Consider the following 23,048-nt stretch of genomic DNA (forward strand, 5'->3'; position numbering starts at 1 on the left):
ATAAGTCTACTCTCCCTCGATCCTCTTTTACTCTGAGCACTCTGCGCCCTCTGCGGTAAAAATATCTTCAAAAATATTCGCAGGTAAATGTTAATATAAATAATTCCTCTCCCTCTGATGTATGAGTAGTCGCAAGCCAAAAGTTCCGTTTGTAAATCTCTCCCTGCAACACCAGCCAATCCAATCCCAAATAGAACAAGTAATGGGAAAAATTATTGAGCAAGGAGACTTTATTTTAGGTCAAGCACTCGCCGAATTTGAAACAGCATTTGCAGCAGCTTCTGGAGTAAAATACGGCGTAGGAGTGGCTTGCGGAACAGATGCGATCGCTCTGGGACTCCAAGCTTGCGGCATTAATCCGGGCGACGAAATTATCATACCCGCTAACACCTTTATTGCCACCGCGATCGCTGTCCTCCAAGCCAAAGCTATACCTATTCTTGTAGATTGCGACCCGGAAACCGCCCTGATTGACCTCACAGCAGCCGAAACAGCAGTTACCTCGAAAACTAAAGCAATTATCCCCGTACACCTCTACGGTCAAATGGTATCGCCCCGGCAGCTTTTAGATTTTGCGAAGCGCCACGATTTAATCATATTTGAAGATGCCGCCCAAGCGCATCTAGCTTCCAGAGAAGGATACCGCGCCGGTGCCATTGGCAAAGCAGCAGCCTTCAGTTTTTATCCCAGCAAAAACCTCGGTTCTTTTGGCGACGGCGGGATGTTAATTACTAACGATGCAGAGCTCGCAGAAAAAATGCGAACTCTCCGCAATTACGGAGCACCCAGTAAATATTTGCACACAGAAATTGGCAGCAACAGCCGCCTCGACAATTTGCAAGCGGCCGTGCTCAATGTTAAATTACCTTACTTAGAAAAATGGAATCGCGATCGCGCCGACGCCGCCCAACACTACAATACTCTACTAGAACCCCTGAAACACAAAGGCATTGTACCCATCGCCAACCACAGCAGCAGCGGTCACATTTATCACCTCTATGTTATCCAAATTACTGAGGAAAGCTCGATCGACCGCAACACCCTTCAGGAAAAACTCGCCCAACACGGCATTCAAACAGGCATACACTATCCCGTACCTTGCCACCTGCAACCCGCCTACCAAAACTTAGGCAATCGGGGCGACTTCCCCCGCGCAGAAACCCTGTGCCAACAAATTTTATCATTGCCAATGTATCCCGGATTGAGCAATACTCAGATCGAGCAAGTTGTTCGGGCGATCGTACTATCATTGAATTGCTAATTGTTCATAAAATTTATGCGGCAGGTGTTTCAAGCAGTAAGGTGCGGTTCTCCAAGAGTTTTGGTGGGGAATTAACAAATCTTTAACTCACACTTTAAAACCCGAAAGCGTTGCGAATCCAGCGCGGCAATCTTAAAACTTCTCAAACCATGCACATCCAGCGCAAAATTCGCATTGTTTTCAAGCGATACCTCCTGACGGAAGGTATCACGGTGCTCCTAGTGCTGCTGTACGCCCCCTTGCTAGTACACTGGTACGACGGCTGGTTGAACAAAAGCATCAGCCTCGAACACGAATATTTCAGCCACGGACTAATTGGTTTGCCCTACGCAGGTTATATTGCTTGGATGAACCGAAAGTCCTGGCGCAGCTTGCCCAACTCACCGCATCCTTTGGGAGGCTTTTTACTGGTACTAGCCACGCTTTTTTATCTGAGTCGCTTGAGCGATTTAGTAAATTTATCCCTCCCCGTAATGCTAGCCAGCATTTGCTTATCTTTAAAAGGAATTTCCGGCTTGCAATTGCAGGCGATGCCGCTTTTGTTCGTATTTCTGGCCTCGCCGAACCACATTCCTTACCTCATAGAACCCTACGCCTTGCCCTTACAGCAATTCATTGCTGAAGCATCAGGCTGGATATTAATTAAGATTGGTATCAACGTGAGAGTGGAAGAAATTTATCTGTACGTAAACGAGCACATTGTAGAAGTTGCTCCCCACTGTGCAGGCTTAAAAATGCTGTTTACCAGTCTTTACGTCAGCTTAATTCTGCTGGATTGGACGGGAGTTTGGAACTCTCGCAAAAAAAGTATTTTGTTTTTAGTGATTACATCCATTATTAGCATCACTTCCAACATTTTTCGCAATACTTTGCTAACTTACTTTCACGGAACCGACAGAGAGGCGCTTTTTACTTGGCTACACGCCGGATGGGGCGGAGATTTGTATTCTGCTTGTATACTAGGGTTATTGGTACTTCTCCTCAACGGGATGGAAAAGTATTTCCCAAGTCAGTCTGGCAATTAATGAAACAGATGATTTCAGCACAGAAACTACTGCGGCGGTATCAATTATCTAAAATTATGGTACTGGTGTTTTTGCTGGTATTAGTTGGGGCAGTAGCAATTCCCGGCTACGCGACGGGAAGGTGGCCTTGGACAAACCCGCCAACCCTTGCCAATCTCAAGCAATTAAGAAGTGTGCGCCAAAATGGGATAAAAATTCCTGGGTGGCAGGTTATAGCCGTTCAGAATAACGTCCAAATTGGCACTCACAGATGGTTAGTTGAAGAAATTAAAAAAGATAAAACAATTGCCATTTTATTGCTGTTGCCTCAAAATTACCCCAAAAACCAGCCCCAAGTGGAATGGCTAGATATCGATGGATTTCACCGATGGCAAACCGATTCTCATCGCACTTTGAGGTTTACAGTAAAATTAGCACCAATACCCGACCAGCCACCGCCTACTGTCGAGGCGAGGTTTTTCCGAAGCTGGACTCCCCAACAAACTTTTGCTGTCGTGCAATGGTACGCTTGGCCTAACGGGGGTTCTCCAGCAACCAGCCGTTGGTTTTGGGAAGACAGCATTGCTAGACTCTCGAACCGCCGCGCCTCTTGGGTTGCTGTCAGTATCATCCTTCCCATTCAACCGCAGGGCGATATTAAGATAGCTCAACCATTGCTGGAATCTCTTGCCGAAAGTGTTCAGGCTAAATTAATTACAGAAACTTTTCGGTTTGAGTAAGCAGGTAGGTGCAAATAAATCAGCCTAGGGCGTGGGCCGATTTTGCCAAAATCAACGGCTTCCTATTCAGTTGACCGCTTGACAGTTGACCGCAAGAGGGCGACCTCTACCTGGAAGTCCGAGGATTGGAGTAATGAATAGTCGGATTTTAATTTCTCCCTACAACGCTTGGGGCTTTAAACCCATTTTTTCTGGTAAATATTCGGATTCAACTCGCCCCTAAAATATCTTATTGTTTTTTCTCGTCGCTATATTTAGATGAAACTTACAACTCAGGTCATTATTCAAAATAATACTTTTTTAAATCCTCTCAAAATGCGGGAAAAATTCACAATTAAAAATCGCCTCGCTTTTTCCTTGGCCGGCCTGTATTCAACTGCTTGGACTCTATCTTTTGCTGCTGTATTCTGGGGTTTTAATAGCAAAATTTTTTCGGAAACGGCTTTAGCTCAATCTGTTGTTCCAAGAGACGAGCGGCTTGTGGCGCCACCGCCACCGCCGCCGACCAATGTCAACGGGGATATTAACCCAGCTTTTCGGAATCGGCCCTACCGCCTGGGACCGGGAGACCAGATTTCTGTTCAAGTTCAGCGCTTCCCAGAGCTAGGTTTTACGGGTGCAATCAGCCCTGAAGGGGTAATTGTACTGCCGCTAATCGGAACAGTAAATGTGCGCGGTCTTACCGTCGAAGAATCACAGCAGCGCCTCCGGGAGCGCTTTGGCCAATTTATCAAAAATCCTCAAGTCTCGGCTGCTTTGCTGGTTCAGCGCCCCGTAGTGGTGACAGTGACGGGGGAAGTGGCCAGACCGGGTTTTTATCCGCTGCAAACCCCCCAGCTTCCTGCGGCTTTGGCGGCTGCTGCTGGGACTAATCCTACGGCGGAACTGCGGGCGGTGCGGGTGCGGCGGACTCTGCCGGGAGGTGCTGTCGCGGAGCAAGTGGTTGATATTTTGACACCGCTGCAAACTGGTATTGCTCCGCCGGATTTGCGTTTGGAAGATGGAGATGCGATCGTTGTACCGTATAAACAGGTTACGCCCGATCGCAAATCCGATCAAGATTTAGCATCCAGGTACAGCCTCGCTGCTGCTGCTGTCCCCGTCCAAATCACTGTCACCGGAGAAGTCAGCAAACCGGGTTTTTACACGCTTCCGGCGGGTTCTGGTCGAATTTCGGCTGCTTTGGTGATTGCGGGGGGAGTCACGGGAAAAGCCGATTTGCGGGAGGTGCGAGTGCGGCGGACGCTGATGGACGGCTCGTCCGTGGAGGAACCAATCGACCTCTACACTCCCCTAGCAAACGGTAACGATTTGTTCGATTTTCCTTTGGCGTCGGGAGATGTGATTGTCATCCCGGAATTGGACGCTAGTACCAAAAACCTAGACTACGACAAAGCTCTGGTTTCGCGGTCTACCCTGATTAAGCCCAGGATCTACGTTCGAGTTTTGAGTTACGCTAGTGGTGGTTTGACCTCGTTCTACGTAGAAAATGGCAGCAGGTTTTTGGATGCTCTCAACAACTTGCCTGTTAATCTTGCTAACTTGCGGAAAATAGCCCTGATTCGGTTCGACGAAAAGCAAGGTAGAGCAATCAACCGTTCGATAGATGCTAAAGCTGCTTTGGAGGGCAATGTTTCTCAGAACCCGATGCTCGAAGATAATGATGTGATTGTTATTGGTAGGAATTTGGTAGAGCGCATTGGTTATGTACTCAATACTTTTACTCGACCATTCCGGGATACTTTGGGATTTATTCTGTTCTTTGAACAGTTGAGAAATGGGGTAACAGATTTGTTCGGCCCGTCACGTAATGATAGGTAGTCATACTATTTTCGATGTTCGATGTTCGATTTTCGATGGGGAATGACTTATACGATATGCGTTTACAACTTACCTACAGTTGCAGCTTTTGGGGAAATGGGTATCATTTGTCAGCAATCATTAGTTATCGTTAACAATTAGCAATCTAAAATCTAAAATCTAAAATCTAAAATCGTCATGACTTTATCCGTTGTCAAACGTTATTTAATTGCTTTCGACCAATACAAGTGGGTGGGACTGGCTACTCTCGCGGTGACTGTGGGGGTGTCGGGAGTAGTGGCTATGCAGCCAAAGCCGGCGCCAGTTTACCTTGCCATAGGTACGCTGGCCTACGACAGACCGAGCGTGATTTTTTCATCGACTACTACTAAAATTCAACAGGAAGGACAAGAAATAACTAAAGATATGCTGCTGGATACAAGGGTGGTTGAACCAGCAGCCGAAAAACTCATAAAACCGGAACAAAAATTAAACAAAGAAGAAGCGGCAGAAAAAGTACAAGCTTTGGCTAAAAAGCTGGCAAAAGATGTGCAAGTAAAGATGCCCAGTAAGAATAATGACCCCAGCGCTTTGATTCAAATATTGTACAAAAATGCCGATCGTAAACAAGCAGAAGCGGTGGTAAAGACGCTGATGAACGAAATGGTGCAACACAGCAAAAGTATTAATACTTCTAGACTGCGAGCAACGATCACCCAAATTAACCAGCGTTTGCCGAAAGTAACTCAGGAACTTAGAGAGACGGAAGCAAAACTTGAAGCCTACGAAAAACGAGAAGGAACTTCAATTTTAGCAGCTCAGAGCGGTGCTTTGCCGCAAGCGATTACCACCATCCAACAGCAGCAGCGGCAACTCCGCGTGCAGTTGGGAGGAATTGAAGCTCAAATTAACAGTTTGCAGGATCGCTTGGGATTGAATGTGGAGCAAGCTTACGTCGCTCAAGCACTCTCTGCCGATCCAATTATTGCCCAACTGCGAGTGCAATTGTTTTCGATCGAATCTCAGCTCAAAATTCTCCGCAGCGACTTGCAGGAGGAACACCCGAAAATTGTAGAATTGCTCAAACAAAAACTTGCTTTTGAGCAGCAGTTGCAGCAGCGACAATCTGAGGTACTCGGCGGTAACGGGGTGGCTGCTCCGCTCAGAAGTGCCGATCGAATTCGGGTAGACTCTTCTTTAGATCCGGCCAGACAGCAGTTAGCTCAAACTTTGATTGCTTTGCAAACGCAGCGGGATGCGGTGCAACAGCAACTCCAAGGAATCGAGAAAACTGAAAAACAATTGCGTCGGGAACACGCGACAATCCCCAACAAGCAGTTAGAACAAGCGCGGTTAGCCCAGCAAGTGGCGTTCAAAAAAGCTCTCTACGACAAGATGCAGTCGGCTTTGGTAGATGCTGAGGCGGCGGTAGCTGAGACAACGGGAAGTTTGAGAATCGCCCAATGGCCGCAAACTGATGACGTTGAGTCAAACAAGAGAGGTTTGCCGGTGATGCTTGCGGTGGGCGGATTTGTGGGATTGCTGCTGGGCGGGGGGTTGATATTTTTGTTGGGGATGCTCAACGGCAAGTTTTACAGTTGGGAAGAAGTGCGGGCGGCTTTGGTGGAAAAAGAGGTGCCGATACTGGGAGTTTTGCCTGAAGTGACGGTGTTTGATTCCTACGGCGATGAAATAATGCCGCTGGCCTTGGAGGTAAATTCTCCCTATTTGGAATTTTACGAGCGGTTGCGTACTAATTTGCGCCGGATCGGGAACAAACCGGTGAAGGTGGTGTTGCTGACTTCGGCGGCGCCTTTGGAGGGGAAAAGTTTTAGTGCTTACAATTTGGCAATTGCATCGGCTCGATCGGGTAAGCGGACTTTGCTAATTGAAGCAGATTTGCGATCGCCTTCTAATGTTGAATCTTTGAAAATCGCCGCCGATCCTTTGGCGACGGTGGAACCTTTGCACTATTACGGCAATATTAGCGAGTGCGTTCTTTTGGTTCCAGAGGTAGAGAACCTATACGTTGTACCGAGTCCCGGCTTTTTGCGGCAAGCCTCCGCCGTACTCGAATCGAGCGAAATGCGGAGATTGTTTGAGGATGTTCGCAACCGCTTTGATTTTGTGGTTGTGGATTCTCCGGCGTTGAGCGAGTGCAACGACGCGCTGACGCTGGAACCGTACACGGACGGTATGATTTTGGTGGCGCGGCCTGGTTACACTTTGTCTAGTATGTTGTCTGAGGCTGCAGATCAGTTGCTGGAATCTGAGGAGGACGAGTCGAATAAATCCGGGCCGCGGCTGTTGGGAGCGATTATTAACGGTGCTGACATTCCGGTCAAGTTCCGCAATGATATTGATATTGATGAATTGGAGTTGCCTTTGAGTGCGATCGGCGATCGCGCGATCGAAGTGCGAGCGAGGCAATTACCGCAGCCGTCAAAGCCTAAAAACAAGGCTATTAATAGTAAATTGAGATAATTTATTTGGCTTGATTCTTGTAAAGCAATCCTCAACCAAATGTGAATATTTTGTAGGTGCAATCTAAGCAGCTTAAGCCGAAAGCAGCGTTAACAGCCAGTCGATTTGAGATTTGAGATTTGAGATTGAAAAATTGACTCCACAGATGAATCTGGGAGCTGGAACTTCGGTCTAAAATTTTTTGCTTGTCAACAGTTAACAGTCAACAGTTAACAGTCAAAAGTCAAGCGTCAACAGTCATTACTTGAAAATGAGTCGATCGCACTATTGATTGGATTCCGGGCGTTTGGAGTGTTTGCTCTGAATAAACTGTTCCAAATCGGCGATCGCATCTTCAAAATCCGACAAATTAATTTTCGCAGGTCTAGTCTTCTTCGGCGGACTCGAAGACTGACTCGAAGGCTTAGCCGGAGGCAGTGGAGATTTAGGTTGTGCAGCTTGAGTGCTGTTCGATTCTATAGAATCGAACAATTCATCCAGGGACTCAAAAAATGATTGAGCCGAAGCCCGGCGTAAATCTTTCTGGTAGTCGTCATCCGTCATAAGCCACTCCATAGGGTCTAAAATTTGCCAACAAAGTCTGTCCGCCCCGGTGCGTGCAGATATTAGACATGAAAACCGACTAAAACAAGCAGGAGGAGAGAATTTAACCGGGCGGTGGGAATGCCTGCGGCCCAAGTTGCTGCCCCAATATAAAAACCACAACGGGCAGAGTCAGCCTTCAAACTGTATTTAACTGTACACCCGCCTAGTGAGTGATTTGAGACTTTGTGTAGACCCAGCTCAAAATCATCGACCCTGAAAAAATCTCAGTTAGGGCTCTTTCGTTGTCTAATTAACCCTAGTCTAGTCGAGAATAAGGAAACAGGACTTATGCAACTATTACCGCTGTTCAAGGGTTGCTATGGCAACGCGCCACCTCGAAAGGACGGACATACGGTGTTTTTTGCTTGAGTCCTAAGATTTCCAAGGCATTAGGAGAATTTAAGGTGACTCAGGGATTTGATTACGATTTAGCAATTATCGGCGCTGGCGTGGGCGGACACGGGGCGGCCATACACGCGGTTAGCTGCGGGCTGAAAGTGGCAATTATCGAAGCGGGCGACATGGGCGGGACTTGCGTCAACCGCGGTTGCATTCCCTCGAAGGCGCTGTTGGCGGCTTCCGGGCGAGTGCGAGATTTGCGGAATGCCCACCACCTGAAGACTTTGGGAATTCAATTGGGTAGTGTGGATTTCGATCGCGGGGCGATCGCAAATCACGCTAACACTATTGTTAGCAAACTTCGCGGCGACTTGACCAACAGCCTCAAACGTTTGAATGTCGATGTCATCCAAGGTTGGGGCAAAATTGCCAGTGCTCAAAAAATTACCGTCGAAACCGATAAAGGCGAGAAAACTATTACCGCCAAGGATATTATTCTCGCCCCCGGTTCAATTCCTTTCGTCCCCCCTGGGATAGAAATTGACGGGAAAACTGTATTTACCAGCGACGATGCTGTCAGGTTGGAATCGCTGCCGAAATGGATTGCAATTATTGGCAGTGGCTATATCGGTTTGGAGTTTTCCGATATTTACACCGCACTGGGCTGTGAAATTACGATGATTGAAGCTCTAGATCAGTTGATGCCGACTTTCGATCCAGATATTGCTAAGTTAGCAGAACGAGTGTTAATTGCACCTCGCGATATTGAAACAAAAGTGGGTGTTTTGGCTAAGAAGATTACTCCTGGTTCGCCGGTGATTATTGAATTAGCTGATTTCAAAACTAAGGAAGTTGTCGAAGTTTTGGAAGTTGACGCTTGTTTGGTAGCAACTGGCAGAGTTCCTGTGAGCAAGAATTTGGGATTAGAAACTGTTGGCGTGGAAACGATGCGCGGTTATATCCCAGTTAACGATAAGATGCAGGTTTTGGCGGCGGGAGAACCGGTGCAGAATTTGTGGGCGATCGGTGATGTTAATGGCAAGATGATGTTAGCGCATTCTGCGTCTGCTCAGGGAATTGCTGCTGTGGAAAATATTTGCGGGCGAGCTCGCGAAGTTGATTATTTGAGTATCCCGGCGGCGGCTTTTACTCACCCAGAAATTAGCTATGTGGGGATGACGGAACCTGCGGCTAAAGAGTTAGGAAAAGCTGAAGGGTTTGAGGTAGCTTCTGTCAAGACTTATTTTAAGGGAAATTCTAAGGCTATTGCTGAAGGGGAAACCGACGGTACAGCTAAGGTGATTTTCCGGAAAGATACTGGGGAGTTGTTGGGAGTTCACATTTTCGGTTTGCACGCTTCGGATTTAATTCAGGAAGCGGCAAATGCGATCGCCCAGCGCGATTCTGTGAACACTTTAGCATTCCGAGTGCACACGCACCCGACGCTTTCGGAAGTGTTGGATGAGGCGTTTAAACGCGCGGCTGGAGCGGGAAGCCATTAATTTGTAGGGGCTGTTTTCTTGTTTTATATCCCCGACTTGTTGAATAAGTCGGGGATTTCGGTATACTGTTTTAAGGCGGTGGTAGAGTGCCGATCGCATTTTGGGCTAATTCTAGAAATTCTTCAGCTTGGGCGATAGATTCTGCGGCTTGATCGCTGGTAACGGCATCAAGTTCGCCGTAATCTCCAGCATTTCGCAATTCCTGAGCTCTGATGAGATATTGGTGAAACTTAACAGCAACTCTTCCTGTACGAGCAAATTCTCGGCCAAAGGCACTAATGACTGCGGAATGTTTAGAAAAAGATAGTCCTTCACCTTCTAAAAATGCTTCGGCGATATAAAACATAGTGTAGTAGGCGCGAGAGGCTGCATAATCCGGGTATTCGCCATCTAACATTAACTTAGCCGCTGAAAGGCTTTGACGGGCTTTTGCGAGTAAGTTTAATTGAGCCGATGTCATATTAAAATTCCCTCTTTACGGATATTTCTGAGCAAAGGGCCTTGATAATTAGTGAATTTTTCTTCATTCATAAACTGGCAGCTAATCACTTCATCATTTTGGAGGGACAAATCTGCTACAATCTGAAGAGTTCTATCAATTTCTTCGCCCGCTTGAACAGGCGCTTTTAGAACTACTAACACATCTATATCTGAGTCGGGATGTGCATCCCCTCGCGCTTGGGAACCGTAGAGCACCAGTTGCGTGAGGCGATCGCCGTAAAGTTGCTCGAAGTGCGATCGCAGTTGCATCAGTATGTTCTTAAGTTTATCGTTAATGCTCATATTTGTTATAAAAAATTGGAGGGCGATCGGACTTTGATTAATTCACTTAAGATGAGATATTTGTCAGGAACCACTGTTAAGAATTACCTCAGCAATGTCTTGGCGTGTAGCACCGAAGATAAGCAAGGTACGAATCAGGAGATCCAGGGAAGCGGAAGGATCGCCAGCTTCCATTTTAGCAACTCTTGACTGGCTAGACTTAATTTTCTGGGCAAGCTCGTGCTGAGTCATCTGTTGGCTAATCCGGTTTTGTTTGATGGCTTTACTCAGTGCAAGTTTCATTTCTATGAAAGCAATTTCTTCTGATGAAAGTCCGAGAAATTCCTCTACTGTCCCGATAGTCCATCCTGCTGCTTCTAAGCGTTGGCGTTTAGCTATGTCCATAAAATACCTTCTAGATTTAACTTGAAATTTCGTCGTATTGCTTCAAGCGCTTTTTACATTTTTCAATTATAGAATCCGGTGTTTTGTTCGTGGTTTTGTTAAATACATCCACTATAATAATAGCATCTACATCAATTCGATAAATGATGCGCCAATCTTTGCTTGCCTGTGAATCAGCTAGACGGATTTCGTGACAATGAGCTCCGATGCTTGGCATAGGGCGAGAGAATGGCATGGATAGGCTTTCGCCATCCTGTAGCTTCGCAGCAGAAATCCGGCTTGAATACGCGCATCAGTAGAAAATGGCGGTGTTTTTACTTCCCCACTAAGCCAGACAAGGGGTTTGCTTTCCGAATCTACCATCTATATTTTGGGTTTTTTTAGATGGTATGTCAAATCAGACATATTGGCAATACAGCTTGCCTTATAAAGAGAAGGTCGATCGTATTTCAATCAGAATATTGTAAATCTGGCTGAATTTTGGCAACAACAAAACGGGGTTCGATATCAATTAGCCAGTTTTCATCAACTACTTTCAGATTAGCATCTCTAAGGGGCGACCGCATTACTCACTACTTAGGTGCAATAGTAAACTCAACTGAGCTGCCAGTTGAAGTAAGATAGGCTGATGAGGGTACCATTCCGAAAAAAATAGGTTCTAAATCGAGTGTTTTCCCGTTGTTTAGAGTTATTTGTACCGGATATTCAACTCCCGCAGCTATATCAACATATGTTCCTCCTTCAGCAGTGCATCTAGGCGATATTCCTATATTCCAAACTGCAATTGGCTTACTATTACAGCTAACTACCATTTTCCTGGAAGGAGTACCGATATAACGTTTAGCTATAACTTTTGTTTGGAATCCAGGGCACTCTTGCTTAGCTTGGCACTTCACAAAAACTTTTGACAGTTCTTTTTTATTTTCTTCAGTAACTCCGATCGCCGTTTCTTGAGCTGGGCGAATTAAGGTTATTTCTCCTTGGGATTGTACTATTTCATACCAATTGCTACTATAGTTTTTAATTCCTATTGTTCCGAGTACATGGCACGAACCAAATTCTAAATCATAAAACTTTCCTGAAGGAAGTTTACCACAAAAAATTTCTACCTCTTCAAAATCCGTGACCTGGGTGGAGCTAGATAATGCCACAAGTGCTGGATCGGGTGGAATCTCTGTCACAGTGAATTGACCAATGTAAGGCCCTTTGACTATATCGCGAGTCATACTTTCACCAATCATAAAGCTGGTGTAAGTATTTTTGCCTGCATCACCCAAGGTAAGTAATAAATTACCTCCCTTACCTACTTTTTTCAAGAGGCTTTCATGCTGTTTACCCTGCAAGTCAAATAATTTACCGAATAATTCACTCACAATTTTATCGCCGTCAACATCATAGACAATCGATGCAATTTGCAGTAAATTTGCTCGCTTCCCGAAACAATTCATTAAAGTAATAAAGGAGTTATCACCTTCTTTCTGCTTAATTAAATCTCTGTCACAATCATCTCTCAGTAAATTTGCTTTATTTAATTTAGTAGCTATTCTAATCATTTTTTCTTTTGGCGTTTCAGTTGCATTTCCCCCTATTTTATTTCCCCCTGCTTTTAATTGATTAAGATCGAGCCAGGTATCAAATGCCGCAAAAGCATTTATGACTGCTACCCCCCTATTCCAACCATAAGCTCCAAATTCATACTTGCCGTTTCTGTTATACTTAATGCCTGGGGACATAATTACATCGTAAGTACCAGGTTTCCAACTCCCTATTTTCGGCTTGAGAAGCTCACTAAATGGTTCACTCGGTAATTGGTTGTCTATGAATGGTAAGTTTATGTCAGTTGATAAGAATATTTCTTCGGCAACAATATCTGATTCACGGATGCCACCATTTTTGTAATCTTCTAAAGTGACATTTTGAAAAGGGGGAAATTTCCCAGCAGGAAGAACTAATACCTGTTGGGCGACTGGAGTAGTCCCAGAAATCTTGATTCCATCTGAGGTTGATTCCAATTCTAGTCCATGTAAAACTAGAGGTGTATCCTGACCAAGAAGCACCGAATTTCTATCTAATTGCTTGGCAATCTCATATTTAATTTTGCTCGTTCCTGATTGAGCACTGGCTGGTGGCACTAACCAGTCAAACAACCCATGTTTTGAATTAATATTATTAGCAGCAACCAAATTTTTGAAATCGCTATTAAGTTTTGATGTGGGTTGAGATTGTATTACAGTAGGTTCGTCGCTAACTTCAGCACTTCCAATATTTTTGAGCATGAACTCTTTAAAAGCATTAGCACGGTCAACAGTTAAAAAAGAGCCTACTTGTATTGCCTGCTTACCTGTTTTCTCTCTTGTTATTGGGAACGCATCTTGACAAAATTTAGATTTTATTTTTTGTAGGTTACTCTCGTTGTAATCAACAAAAACAGGATACAGTTTGACAGGATAGGCTTTGGGATCTGCGGGTAATGAGTCACCGCACACGGGTGTCGGAAATTCTACTTGATCAAAAGGGTTGGCCGAATTATTAGGTTTTACTTGTGTTACTACAGGACTAGGTTCTGAAGGGGTAGTAGCGCTGGGAGATTTTGCGAACTGAGATTTTGCTACTGACAGAGCAATGTCAGAGGATAGATCGATCGCTTTTTCGTCTAAAATTGACTGAGACTCCGATACCAGCTTCACTAGCTCTTGAAATTTAGAATTTTTACTAACAGCTTTAAACACAGAAACACGCTGCTCGAAAGACAAGCTAGAAAATATAGGGTTCATAAACACCAAACTTCTAGCCGTTGACTCAAAGCTCAATTCAGGCTGCTCGCGTTCGCCTGGAATCACAAAATCCAGCAGCCTGATTTCATTACCAAATTTAGCTGCGACAACAGAATTAGACTGACCTGATGGCTTCGGTATTCTGATCTTTGTGCCATTAGATTTAAGGGATTTGGCTTCAGCAAAGGTCATAACCTGACCCGCGCCTAAATCAGCTTGTCCAGATGGTGTGCTAGTAACTTTAATTTCTAATCTGGCGGTGGGAAACTCCAGTTTTTTTTCAAACAAAGTTTCCGTCATTGAACAGCTATATGTCAAGAAGACTGTCAGGAAAAATAGAGTCGAGATTTTTGCGAATCTTCGTACTGTGTTTAAATATTTCACTTCGCTTGCCTACAAAGTTTATATGTCATTGTCAGTTATAATTACCTTATTTCTAGAATATAATCCCAATTAAGTCAAGTCGGAAATGAAACAACCTACCAAAGTAGGATTAAGCCGGAAAAGTAGGATAAAATCAGTAAAAATCCGACACCTAGCCTACCTATGGACGCTCAGGAAATCTTAAATTTGGCCGATGACTTAGTTTTTGCCAATACCGGAAAACACTTAGAACCTCTACAACACTCTATACTTCGTAGTGCTTGGCAAGGTCAGAAATACTCAAAAATAGCAGATGAATTTCACTGTACGGAAGGTCACGTCAAGGATGTGGCATCGGAATTATGGCAGCTATTTTCCAAAATATTAGGCGAAGAAGTCAATAAAGCAAATTTTAGAGTCAGATTGGAACAAGTAAAATTATCAAATCTCTGGAACTTCAATAAAGATTTTGTACACATTGGTAACGTCAATTTCTGTGAAAATAATTCACACTCCCCAAAATTCCCCCATTCACCAACCGATGAAGAACCTCTAAACAAAGGCAACACTGAACCAAAATTGCGTCAATTCTTAGCTGAAATGCCTAAGTCTGGCATTTTCTACGATCGCACCACCTCTCTCACCACCCTCAAACAGTGGATTCTCCACGAAAACACCCGCTTACTCGCCATACACGGCATAGTCGGCATTGGCAAAACCGCACTCGCCGCACAACTTGTCGAACAAATCAAACATGAATTTGATTTCGTCATCTGGAGAAGTCTCGCCACATCTCCACATCTGCCAAGACTTCAAACAAGTATAATCGAATGTTTTAGTAGGGGCGGTGCCCCCGTACCCGCCCCAGAGGAAAAAGCAACCACAGGGGGATTGCCCCTAATAGAATACTTGCAAAAATACCGCTGTCTGCTGATACTTGATGATGTACAAAATATCAATAGCAGCGGACAACTCGCTGGCAATTACCAACCTGGATATGAAGATTACGGCACGCTATTGAGACAAGTAGGAGAATTATCTCACAATAGTTGTTTGCTCCTACTCACTTCGGAACAACCCAGAGAAATCGCTGCCTTAGAAGGCAAAAATCAACCCGTTCGTTCATTACAACTCAATGGTTTAGGTGCGGGCGCGGAGGAAATCCTGAGAGAAAAAGGTTTAGCGGAACATGAAAAATGGTCAGAATTAATTAAACAATACAGAGGCAATCCCTTGTGGTTAAAAATAGTGGCTACAATGATTCAAGATTTATTTGACGGCAGCCTATCGGAATTTTTATCTGACGATTTACTATTTTTAGGTGATTTAGAATCTTTACTGCATCAGCCATTTAATCGCTTATCCGAGTTAGAAAAACAGGTAATGTCATGGCTAGCGAGTGAAACCGCGCCAGTTTCCATCTCAAAAGTGCCAGAGAATCTGCAATTATCTCGATCGCAATTTTGGAAAGTTATGCAATCCTTGGGACGGCGTTCATTAGTTGAAAAAATCCCGGAGGGCGATCGCACATTTTTCAGCCTTGGGCCCGTACTAAAAGAGTATGTCAAAACTAACTATTCGCGTCCAAACTGTGAGTAATAAAAAATTATATTGTCGTCCAGTGAATTATCTTGAACTTAGAAATGTGCGATCGACCTTTTGGTAAAATTTGGCAATGCGCGATCGACCTTTGTTTATTAAATTGGCTTTTCAGTCCTCTTTTAGAGGACTTTTGCTATGAGACGGGGGTTTTCAACCCCTGGCGGACTTGCGGGTTAGCGAAACAATTTTGGCAGCCCAAAAGTGCGATCTCCTACGAGATAGCTACGCTGCACGCACTTTTTCCACATCATTCTCTAATATGGAATCCAATCTAACTTATCGAGCCATTCTTCAGCGTCAGTAGTTTCCCAAATAAAATGAATTGTTTCTGCCCATCTGCCGATACTTCCACTTGGACGCACCCAAACTAATCCCCAACTTTGTCCCCCTGCAGCCCAATGTTCCTCCAAATGTCCGGGAATACTTTTGCGATTATCCGTCACTAATAGTCGTTTCGATGATTCCAAATAAATGAGAATCTCTGGATCTAATGTCCCTAATGGCGGTGCATTTGAATCACCCACCCGCAAAATATCTATCTCCGGATCGAGGTTTAAAACAGCACTTTTGAGCTTAGGAGGCAAATTTTCATCGAGTAAAAAACGAATTTTCACTTCAGGTTAAGTAACTCCTGTTCTCGCTGTGCTTTGATTGCTCTCAAACGCAATGCTAGAGGAGATGGATTAGCCAACCATTCCTGATAGCGTTCTTCCCGCCACTTCGCCAGCCGCAACATATAAGCATCCATCTGCTTGCGATTTTGCAGATAATAAGTTAGCGTCGCGTAAATTTTCTCTAAATTCAAACTTGGTAATTCTTCCAGAATTTGGTCTGGCGAATATCCATCCAAGTAATATTTAATTACATCGTCAATGCCGATCCGATGTCCTTTGATGCGGATGTCATCGGGGTCGAGAAATTCAAAATAGTCTTCTAGTTGCATCGGTTAATCTCCGAATACTTAGTTAATCGCATTTTATCATAAATTGAAAAGGGCGATCGACCTTATATAATAGAAACTTGTTACGATCGCCCTTTATCCCCCTATCATGCTTCAAATCCGCCGCCGTCCCCCCAGCACATCCGTCTCCGTCCTCTACCTCAGCTACCAAATCGCCGTACCCGACGCCGAACCCCAGCACATCCTCGAAGAAATCGTCTGGGAAAAAGAAGCTGAAGTCGCCCAAAAGCGCGATCGCACCCCGTTATCCGATCTTCACAAAAAACTCCCCTTTGCACCGCCAACCCGCGATTTTCTTGCCGCCCTTAAAAACGGCAAAACCACACCCGCTATCATCGCCGAAGTTAAAAAAGCTTCCCCCAGCAAAGGCGTAATTCGCGAAGATTTCGATCCAGTGGCGATCGCCCTAGCTTACCAACAAAACGGCGCCAGTTGCATCTCCGTACTCACCGATGAAAAGTTCTTTCAAGGCAGCTTCGACAACCTCGCTAAAATCCGTACCGCCGTCGATTTACCCTTACTTTGCAAAGAGTTTATTATCTATCCCTACCAAATCTATCTCGCCCGGATTCACGGCGCCGATGCTGTATTGTTAATCGCAGCCATTCTGTCAGATAAAGACTTACAATACTTTGTGAAAATTGTCAAGACTTTGGGCATGACAGCTTTGATAGAAGTTCACACTCTCGAAGAACTCGATCGAGTATTAACCCTAGAAGGTGTCAACCTGATCGGTATCAACAACCGCAACCTAGCAGACTTTTCCGTCAGCCTAGAAACTACCACTCAACTATTAGCCTCGCGCCAAACCGAAATCCAAGCAAAAGGCATCCTCATCGTCAGCGAGTCAGGAATCCACACTCCAGACGACCTAACTCAAGTTGCCAGTGCCGGATCTCAGGCCGTCCTCATCGGCGAATCTCTAGTCAAACAGCCCGATCCGGGTGCTGCTTTAGCCTCCCTTGCCGATCGCCCTCCCAGCCTGTGAAAGGCGAGACCGCTTGACAAACCACCCTTAATTCTGATAAAAAATGATTAAGTAGGTAAATAATGAGAATTTCTAGCCTGCATCGACTCAAGCGCTACTGTAAAAAAGAAATAGCACTCACAGCTATATTGCATAGAAATATTTTGCCACAAAGCAATTAAATCTATTCTGTAAGCCTGTCGATCGCAAGATTTAGCGTGTCCAACGCACCCAGCCCCGAATATTCGATCGGCAAAGCAGGGGGGTTATTGTACGGTTAGAAAACAAATAAAAAATCGGGCATCTAATGTTCACCTGTGATGCCTCATGCAATTGCTATGGGGTGTCGGTTCGCTGAGGTATATTAGCTTTCATGGAGCCAATCCCCCTTCCTTCGTACATTCATTATGAATTGCTACTTCAATTGTTAGAACGCAAAACGATGTTTGCTGTCAGTCCCCAATCGCCGCAGCAGCAACAAGTTCACCAACTTATTATTACACTGCGTAAAGCCCTTGCCATTCAAAAGCAATTAGAACAAAGCTGCGAGCGATCGAACTTAGCGGTAGAACACCGCTGGTCTCTAAATGAAATTAACCACAAGGGAGTTAAAAGTTAAAAAAGTTAGAGTAGCGACGTGACGTATCGTATTTGATTTATTCTATATAACTCCCACAGAAAAACTTAGGACAATATCATGGACAACAAATTAATGCTGATGATTCCCGGCCCGACGCCGGTACCTGAAGCGGCCTTGTTAGCGATGGCAAAACACCCGATGGGCCACCGCAGCAAGGAATTTGACGGGATTTTTGCAGAATGTACCGAAAACTTGAAATGGCTGCACCAAACTAAAAGTGACGTGCTGAGTTTAACCGTTTCTGGTACCGGCGCGATGGAAGCTGGGATAATTAATTTCTTGAGTGCGGGCGATCGAGTTTTAGTCGGCACTAACGGCAAATTTGGCGAACGTTGGGCCGAAGTCGCCGAAGCCTACGGTTTAAACGCCGAAATTATTAAAGCCGAGTGGGGCCAACCTTTAGACCCCGAACACTTCCGCGAAAAACTCGAAGCAGATACAGAGAAGCAAATCAAAGCTGTAATCATCACGCACTCGGAAACCTCCACCGGCGTCCTCAACGACCTCGAAACCATCAACCGCCACGTTAAAGCCCACGGTGAAGCTTTAATTATGGTCGATGCTGTCACTAGCTTAGGCGCTGTCAATATTCCGATGGACGCTTGGGGAATCGATGTCATTGCTTCGGGTTCTCAGAAAGCTTACATGATTCCTCCAGGTTTGGGTTTTGTGGCAGTCAGTCCCAAAGCTTGGGAAGCTTACAAAACTGCGAAACTGCCCCGCTATTATTTGGATTTGGGTAAATATAGCAAAGACGCTGCCAAAAATACCACTCCTTTTACTCCCCCGGTCAATATGTTTTTTGCCCTGCAAGCATCGCTGCAGATGATGAAAACAGAAGGGTTGGAAAATGTTTTCGCGCGACACCAGCGCTTAATGAAAACTACTCGCGCTGCTGTAAAAGCTTTAGGTTTACCGTTGTTTGCCGCTGACGATGCCGCCAGCCCTGCAATTACTTCGGTTATGCCGCCAGCATCCGTAGATGCTCAAAAAGTGCGGACTTTGATGAGAAAGAGATTTGACATTGCTCTCGCCGACGGACAAGACCATTTGAAAGGTAAAATCTTCCGAATCGGTCATTTGGGCTTTGTGGCCGATCGCGATATTCTAGCAGCAATTTCCTCTTTAGAAGTCGTGTTGCGAGAATTGGGTCATGAAGGCTACACTCCGGGTGCTGGCGTTGCTGCTGCTGCCAAGTTCTTGGCTGAATCCTAATCTCAGTTGTTAAAGGATTTTGGATTTTTGATACTCTCTAAAATCTAAAATCCTTTTAATATGCTTCGGATAACCAATCAAAGATTTTATCCAACTGTTCGAGAGTGACTAAACCGTATTGCCACAGAACCATCGGCAAGGAATTCGGGTCTTTATCAGGCTGCCGCTGTTTGTTATCGCCGACACGTTCGGCGACAGCAATTGACGCGGGCGAAATTGCCAAATCTTCTTGTAAAAATCGAATTAATCGAGTGTATTTAGCGGGTGCCATGTGATTTCACCTCTAAGTATAGGACACCATTTTCTGATGTGAACCTGATGTTTTTGATGAGTAATAAGCCAGTTTTAAATTTGTCTTTTTACCGTCTATAGCTGTTAAAACAGTATTAGCGGTTAAACTGCCAAACATAATGCTGAGTGCGAGCGCACAAGCTAACCTTTCCCAAAAAGTGAAAGGTTTTGCAATTTTGCTGATGTCGGCCCGATCGACTTGCGATCGCGATCGAACCTAAACTGAATACCTCGGCATCTTCGGAGCGCGAATCAGAATAAATTCTGCTACCTAAAACTACTAAACCAAGTTCAGAGTTTAACTTCATCTGCCAAAATGCAGAATCCGCAAATCTACTTCGGGAAAATTAGTTAGATATTTCGATCAAACCCGAAACTGCTACCAGAAGTTAACTTTGCCAATTACCGCCAATTAATTTGGCTCGTAGCATATTACTTTAGATAGGTTTAGTAGATTTAGCTCGAGCGCCAGAACTTCCAGAGAATTTCTTTTCGTGTTGCTACACCTTGAGGCTGAGTATCGTCTCTCAGGATTGGTAACGAGTCGCTGACTCGTCTCATACCTGCGACCAACAATCTACAGCTTCCGGAAACAAGCTCAAGTCCTGACTGGCTGAGATCGACATCGTAGCAAATCTTTGGGTGTTTGTACTGAATGTTACATTAATATTCTAATAGATTTTATCAATTTTTGTAAAGTTTCTAAATTTTCGCCGGTATTCCGAAGGCAGGGGGATCTCTGGACGATGCAAACCGGGGGATTTTGTCTGTCTCCAGGTTTTACTTGCTGAAACACTCCGAAGTTTTACTGGAAAAACTCGATTTCAATACGATCGCCCACTTTGACACCGAGTTCAGCAGCTCGCCCGCCCCGGAGTTCAATAACTCGATCGACAGCAGTATCGGGCCCGTAGGTAGGACAAGGATCTGCAGTACAAGGAGGTGCAGAAACTTCGATCGCCTCAACCACCCCATTCCGCAGAAAAATCATATCCAGAGAAATCTTGCAATTTTTCATCCAAAAATTGACCCGCCGCGCCGCTTTAAACTCAAACAGCATTCCTCTGTCATCCGGCAAAGAAGTTCTGTACATTAAACCCATAGCCTGCTGTTCCGATGTTTTCGCCACTTCGAGTTCGATTGGGCGATCGCCTATCCGAGCTCTAGCAGAAACAGGCAGCATTTGACCCGATGTTGTCGCAGTCGAAGACTGATCCGCCAAAATACCAGTAGCACCAGCATTCGCGATCGGTAAAGTCGGCGAACATCCCAGCAAAAATATACTTACTCCAATACCGAGCAAAGTAGCTAAATAATTCATATTGATTTTAGATTTTAGATTTTAGATTTTAGATTGGGAATTGGACATTGGAACTAGCCAACAGTCAACAGTCAACAGTCAACAGACTTCTTCAAGCTTCGCGCATTACATAGCCAACACCGCGCACCGTCTGAATCAAGCGCTTTTCGCCCTCATCTTCAATCTTGAGCCGCAGATAGCGGATGTAAACCTCTATTACATTCGACTCGCCCAGAAAGTCGTAACCCCAAACATTTTCCAGAATTTGTTCCCGAGTCAAAACCTCGCGGGGATGTTCCATCAAATACTTTAGCAGCTCAAATTCCTTCATCGTCAGGTCGATCGCCCGTCCATTGCGTAGGGCCCGCCTAGAGGCCAAATCCAAAACTAAATCGCCAAACCTCAATTGTTCGTTGCTGCTGTTATCCGGCTGTAAATACAAGCGCACCAACTGCAAAAACTCCTCAGTGCGGTAAGGTTTAAGAAAATAATCATCCGCCCCAGCTTCCAGACAAGCTACGCGATCGTCAACTGTATCACGACCGACCAATAGCAGCACCGGCACCCGATTGCCAATACTTCTGAGGTAAGAACACAGTGACAGCCCAGACTCAGGGCCAAGTATCCGGTCAATTACAATCAAAGCAGGCTGCAATTCACGGGCTAAATTTTGGCCGGTGGCGGTGTTAGAAGCTACTACCGGTTCATAGCCGGAGGATTTTAAGTCTAGACTCAAGTGTCCGGCGAGAACTTCGTCTGTTTCAACTAGCAGGACACAGGGATTGCGATCGAGAGTAATTGCAGCCATTGAATTGACCGATGAAGACCATAACTGTTCTAGCACGTCTTAAGGAAGAGAGGGAGAGGGGGAGAGAGGGAGAGGGGGAAAGTGGGAGAATGGGAGAATTATTAATTACCAATTAAGCTATTTGGCATTTAAATTGAAGCTTGCTTGCCCCGGGCTATCCTGCCCGCCCTACAAGAGTTTAAGTAAAAAGTAGCTTACAAATTAAATGCGCTACAGCTTACCAATTACCAAATTGAATAATTTATGACCATCATCGTATTCGGCAGTATCAACATCGACCTAGCAGCAAAAACTCCCCGGTTGCCACAGCCAGGGGAAACTATCATCGGTAGCAATTTTTTCACAGCAGGCGGCGGCAAAGGAGCAAATCAAGCCGTCGCGGCCGCCCGTCTCGGCACTTCCACCCACATCATCGGTCGCGTCGGTAACGATAAATTTGCTGAAGAATTATTGACAAATTTACAATCTTATGGTTTAAGTACAGACAATGTATTAATAGACCAAAACACTCATTCAGGAGTGGCAATTATCGCGGTAGACGAGACAGGTCAAAATAATATTATTGTGATTCCGGGCGCGAATAACAATGTCGGTGAAGCTGATCTAGAATGTCTCCAAAAACTGTTAACAACAGCTACATCTTTGCTGTTGCAGTTAGAAATTCCCCTGGAAGTTGTCCAAAAAGCTGCGAAAATTGCTTGTCAAGCGGGGGTGCGAGTTATTCTCGATCCAGCACCAGCTAGGGCGGATTTGCCGATCGAACTTTATCCGCTAATTGACATTCTCACGCCGAATGAAGTGGAAGCGGGTCAGTTAGTCGGTTTTCGGGTGAATGACACGGAAACCGCGATTTTAGCTGCCAAACAGTTGCAGGAGCGCGGTGTCAAGAATGTTATTGTCAAATTGGGCGATCGCGGGGCTGTTGCTGTTACGGCGGATGAAACCTTTTTTGTACCGGCTTTTGCTGTGGAGGCGATCGACACTGTGGCTGCTGGCGATGCTTTTAACGGCGGGTTGGCCTCCGCCTTAGATGCCGGTCTGTCCTTGTCAGAGGCGGTGCGGTGGGGCGCAGCAGCGGGCGCTCTGTGCACAACTAAAAGGGGTGCTCAAGTGGCTATGCCCGATCGGGCAACTTTTGATAATTTTTTGCATAATTTAATTTGAATTTGTAAGGTGCGCGTTAGTTGAATTTGTCAGGTGCGCAATGCGCACCCTACTTTAGTAAGGTGCGCGTTAGTTGAATTT

The 23,048-nt window shown here is 45.1% G+C and carries 23 protein-coding genes; 11 read left to right on the forward strand and 12 right to left on the reverse strand.

The features are described from left to right. Positions 1–121: 121 nt before the first annotated feature. The 5 genes from QUB77_RS22975 (at position 122) to QUB77_RS22995 (ending at position 7,289) form a co-directional block, all read left to right on the forward strand. Positions 122–1,261: a DegT/DnrJ/EryC1/StrS family aminotransferase gene (locus QUB77_RS22975; RefSeq protein WP_333177743.1), complete on the forward strand. Its 1,140-nt coding sequence runs from the start codon at positions 122–124 to the stop codon at positions 1,259–1,261. Between the two features lie 149 nt (positions 1,262–1,410). Continuing rightward, the gene (gene crtB, locus QUB77_RS22980) at positions 1,411–2,286 is read left to right on the forward strand and encodes a cyanoexosortase B (protein ID WP_333177810.1); all 876 of its coding nucleotides are present in this window, start codon (positions 1,411–1,413) and stop codon (positions 2,284–2,286) included. Beyond that, on the forward strand, positions 2,286–3,005 hold the full coding sequence (locus tag QUB77_RS22985) for a cyanoexosortase B system-associated protein (protein WP_333177740.1): 720 nt from the start codon (positions 2,286–2,288) through the stop codon (positions 3,003–3,005). Before crtB ends, QUB77_RS22985 begins: the two co-directional genes overlap by 1 nt. 258 nt (positions 3,006–3,263) lie before the next feature. Then, entirely contained in the window at positions 3,264–4,826 is a 1,563-nt protein-coding gene (locus tag QUB77_RS22990; RefSeq protein WP_333177737.1) for a polysaccharide biosynthesis/export family protein, read from the forward strand. Positions 4,827–5,003: 177 nt separating this feature from the next. Next, positions 5,004–7,289 (forward strand): lipopolysaccharide biosynthesis, encoded by a 2,286-nt coding sequence (locus tag QUB77_RS22995; protein WP_333177734.1) that lies wholly within the window; start codon positions 5,004–5,006, stop codon positions 7,287–7,289. A gap of 264 nt (positions 7,290–7,553) precedes the next feature. Here the strand turns inward: QUB77_RS22995 and QUB77_RS23000 are convergent, their stop codons facing one another. Further along, a complete protein-coding gene (locus QUB77_RS23000; protein WP_333177731.1) occupies positions 7,554–7,832 on the reverse strand; it encodes a hypothetical protein in 279 nt (92 codons plus the stop codon). 446 nt (positions 7,833–8,278) lie between these two features. On the opposite strand from QUB77_RS23000, the gene lpdA reads away from it, so the two are divergent. Then, a complete protein-coding gene (lpdA, locus tag QUB77_RS23005) occupies positions 8,279–9,715 on the forward strand; it encodes a dihydrolipoyl dehydrogenase (RefSeq protein WP_333177729.1) in 1,437 nt (478 codons plus the stop codon). Positions 9,716–9,785: 70 nt separating this feature from the next. On the opposite strand, the gene QUB77_RS23010 is transcribed toward lpdA, so the two are convergent. The 5 genes from QUB77_RS23010 to QUB77_RS23030 all read right to left on the reverse strand — a co-directional run bounded on the left by QUB77_RS23010 (position 9,786) and on the right by QUB77_RS23030 (position 13,956). Further along, positions 9,786–10,175 carry a HEPN domain-containing protein gene (locus QUB77_RS23010; protein WP_333177726.1) on the reverse strand — a complete coding sequence of 130 codons (390 nt, stop codon included), beginning with the start codon at positions 10,173–10,175 and terminating at the stop codon, positions 9,786–9,788. After that, on the reverse strand, positions 10,172–10,498 hold the full coding sequence (locus tag QUB77_RS23015) for a nucleotidyltransferase domain-containing protein (protein WP_333177723.1): 327 nt from the start codon (positions 10,496–10,498) through the stop codon (positions 10,172–10,174). Before QUB77_RS23015 ends, QUB77_RS23010 begins: the two co-directional genes overlap by 4 nt. Positions 10,499–10,561: 63 nt before the next feature. Beyond that, entirely contained in the window at positions 10,562–10,882 is a 321-nt protein-coding gene (locus tag QUB77_RS23020) for a helix-turn-helix transcriptional regulator (protein ID WP_333177721.1), read from the reverse strand. 16 nt (positions 10,883–10,898) lie between these two features. After that, a complete protein-coding gene (locus QUB77_RS23025) occupies positions 10,899–11,117 on the reverse strand; it encodes a type II toxin-antitoxin system RelE/ParE family toxin (RefSeq protein ID WP_333177718.1) in 219 nt (72 codons plus the stop codon). A 337-nt stretch (positions 11,118–11,454) separates the two neighbouring features. Further along, positions 11,455–13,956, reverse strand: a complete 2,502-nt coding sequence (locus tag QUB77_RS23030) for a hypothetical protein (protein ID WP_333177716.1) — start codon at positions 13,954–13,956, stop codon at positions 11,455–11,457. 246 nt (positions 13,957–14,202) lie between these two features. On the opposite strand from QUB77_RS23030, the gene QUB77_RS23035 reads away from it, so the two are divergent. Further along, positions 14,203–15,618, forward strand: coding sequence for an NB-ARC domain-containing protein (locus tag QUB77_RS23035; RefSeq protein WP_333177714.1), 1,416 nt, complete (start codon positions 14,203–14,205; stop codon positions 15,616–15,618). A gap of 257 nt (positions 15,619–15,875) precedes the next feature. Here QUB77_RS23035 and QUB77_RS23040 read toward each other — a convergent pair whose 3' ends face one another. Both QUB77_RS23040 and QUB77_RS23045 read right to left on the reverse strand, forming a co-directional pair. Beyond that, positions 15,876–16,235 (reverse strand): DUF5615 family PIN-like protein, encoded by a 360-nt coding sequence (locus QUB77_RS23040; protein ID WP_333177712.1) that lies wholly within the window; start codon positions 16,233–16,235, stop codon positions 15,876–15,878. Continuing rightward, positions 16,232–16,564, reverse strand: a complete 333-nt coding sequence (locus tag QUB77_RS23045) for a DUF433 domain-containing protein (RefSeq protein WP_333177710.1) — start codon at positions 16,562–16,564, stop codon at positions 16,232–16,234. Before QUB77_RS23045 ends, QUB77_RS23040 begins: the two co-directional genes overlap by 4 nt. A gap of 106 nt (positions 16,565–16,670) precedes the next feature. On the opposite strand from QUB77_RS23045, the gene trpC reads away from it, so the two are divergent. The 3 genes from trpC to QUB77_RS23060 all read left to right on the forward strand — a co-directional run bounded on the left by trpC (position 16,671) and on the right by QUB77_RS23060 (position 19,404). After that, a complete protein-coding gene (gene trpC, locus QUB77_RS23050; protein WP_333177707.1) occupies positions 16,671–17,570 on the forward strand; it encodes an indole-3-glycerol phosphate synthase TrpC in 900 nt (299 codons plus the stop codon). A gap of 352 nt (positions 17,571–17,922) precedes the next feature. Beyond that, positions 17,923–18,168 (forward strand): DUF5340 domain-containing protein, encoded by a 246-nt coding sequence (locus tag QUB77_RS23055; RefSeq protein WP_041623669.1) that lies wholly within the window; start codon positions 17,923–17,925, stop codon positions 18,166–18,168. 78 nt (positions 18,169–18,246) lie between these two features. Further along, positions 18,247–19,404, forward strand: a complete 1,158-nt coding sequence (locus tag QUB77_RS23060) for an alanine--glyoxylate aminotransferase family protein (protein WP_333177704.1) — start codon at positions 18,247–18,249, stop codon at positions 19,402–19,404. 55 nt (positions 19,405–19,459) lie between these two features. Here QUB77_RS23060 and QUB77_RS23065 read toward each other — a convergent pair whose 3' ends face one another. The 4 genes from QUB77_RS23065 to nblR form a co-directional block, all read right to left on the reverse strand. Then, positions 19,460–19,675, reverse strand: coding sequence for a DUF2949 domain-containing protein (locus QUB77_RS23065; protein WP_333136155.1), 216 nt, complete (start codon positions 19,673–19,675; stop codon positions 19,460–19,462). Positions 19,676–19,790: 115 nt separating this feature from the next. Beyond that, positions 19,791–20,003, reverse strand: coding sequence for a hypothetical protein (locus tag QUB77_RS23070; RefSeq protein ID WP_333177701.1), 213 nt, complete (start codon positions 20,001–20,003; stop codon positions 19,791–19,793). 497 nt (positions 20,004–20,500) lie between these two features. Continuing rightward, complete coding sequence (locus QUB77_RS23075; protein ID WP_333177699.1) at positions 20,501–21,016, reverse strand: DUF192 domain-containing protein; 516 nt, start codon at positions 21,014–21,016, stop codon at positions 20,501–20,503. Positions 21,017–21,107: 91 nt separating this feature from the next. Further along, the gene (gene nblR / locus QUB77_RS23080; protein ID WP_333082375.1) at positions 21,108–21,803 is read right to left on the reverse strand and encodes a response regulator transcription factor NblR; all 696 of its coding nucleotides are present in this window, start codon (positions 21,801–21,803) and stop codon (positions 21,108–21,110) included. A gap of 243 nt (positions 21,804–22,046) precedes the next feature. Between nblR and rbsK the strand changes: the two genes are divergently transcribed. Next, the gene (gene rbsK / locus QUB77_RS23085; RefSeq protein WP_333177697.1) at positions 22,047–22,967 is read left to right on the forward strand and encodes a ribokinase; all 921 of its coding nucleotides are present in this window, start codon (positions 22,047–22,049) and stop codon (positions 22,965–22,967) included. Positions 22,968–23,048 lie beyond the last annotated feature (81 nt).

The sequence above is a fragment of the Microcoleus sp. AT9b-C3 genome, assembly GCF_036705485.1.
GTDB lineage: Bacteria > Cyanobacteriota > Cyanobacteriia > Cyanobacteriales > Microcoleaceae > Microcoleus.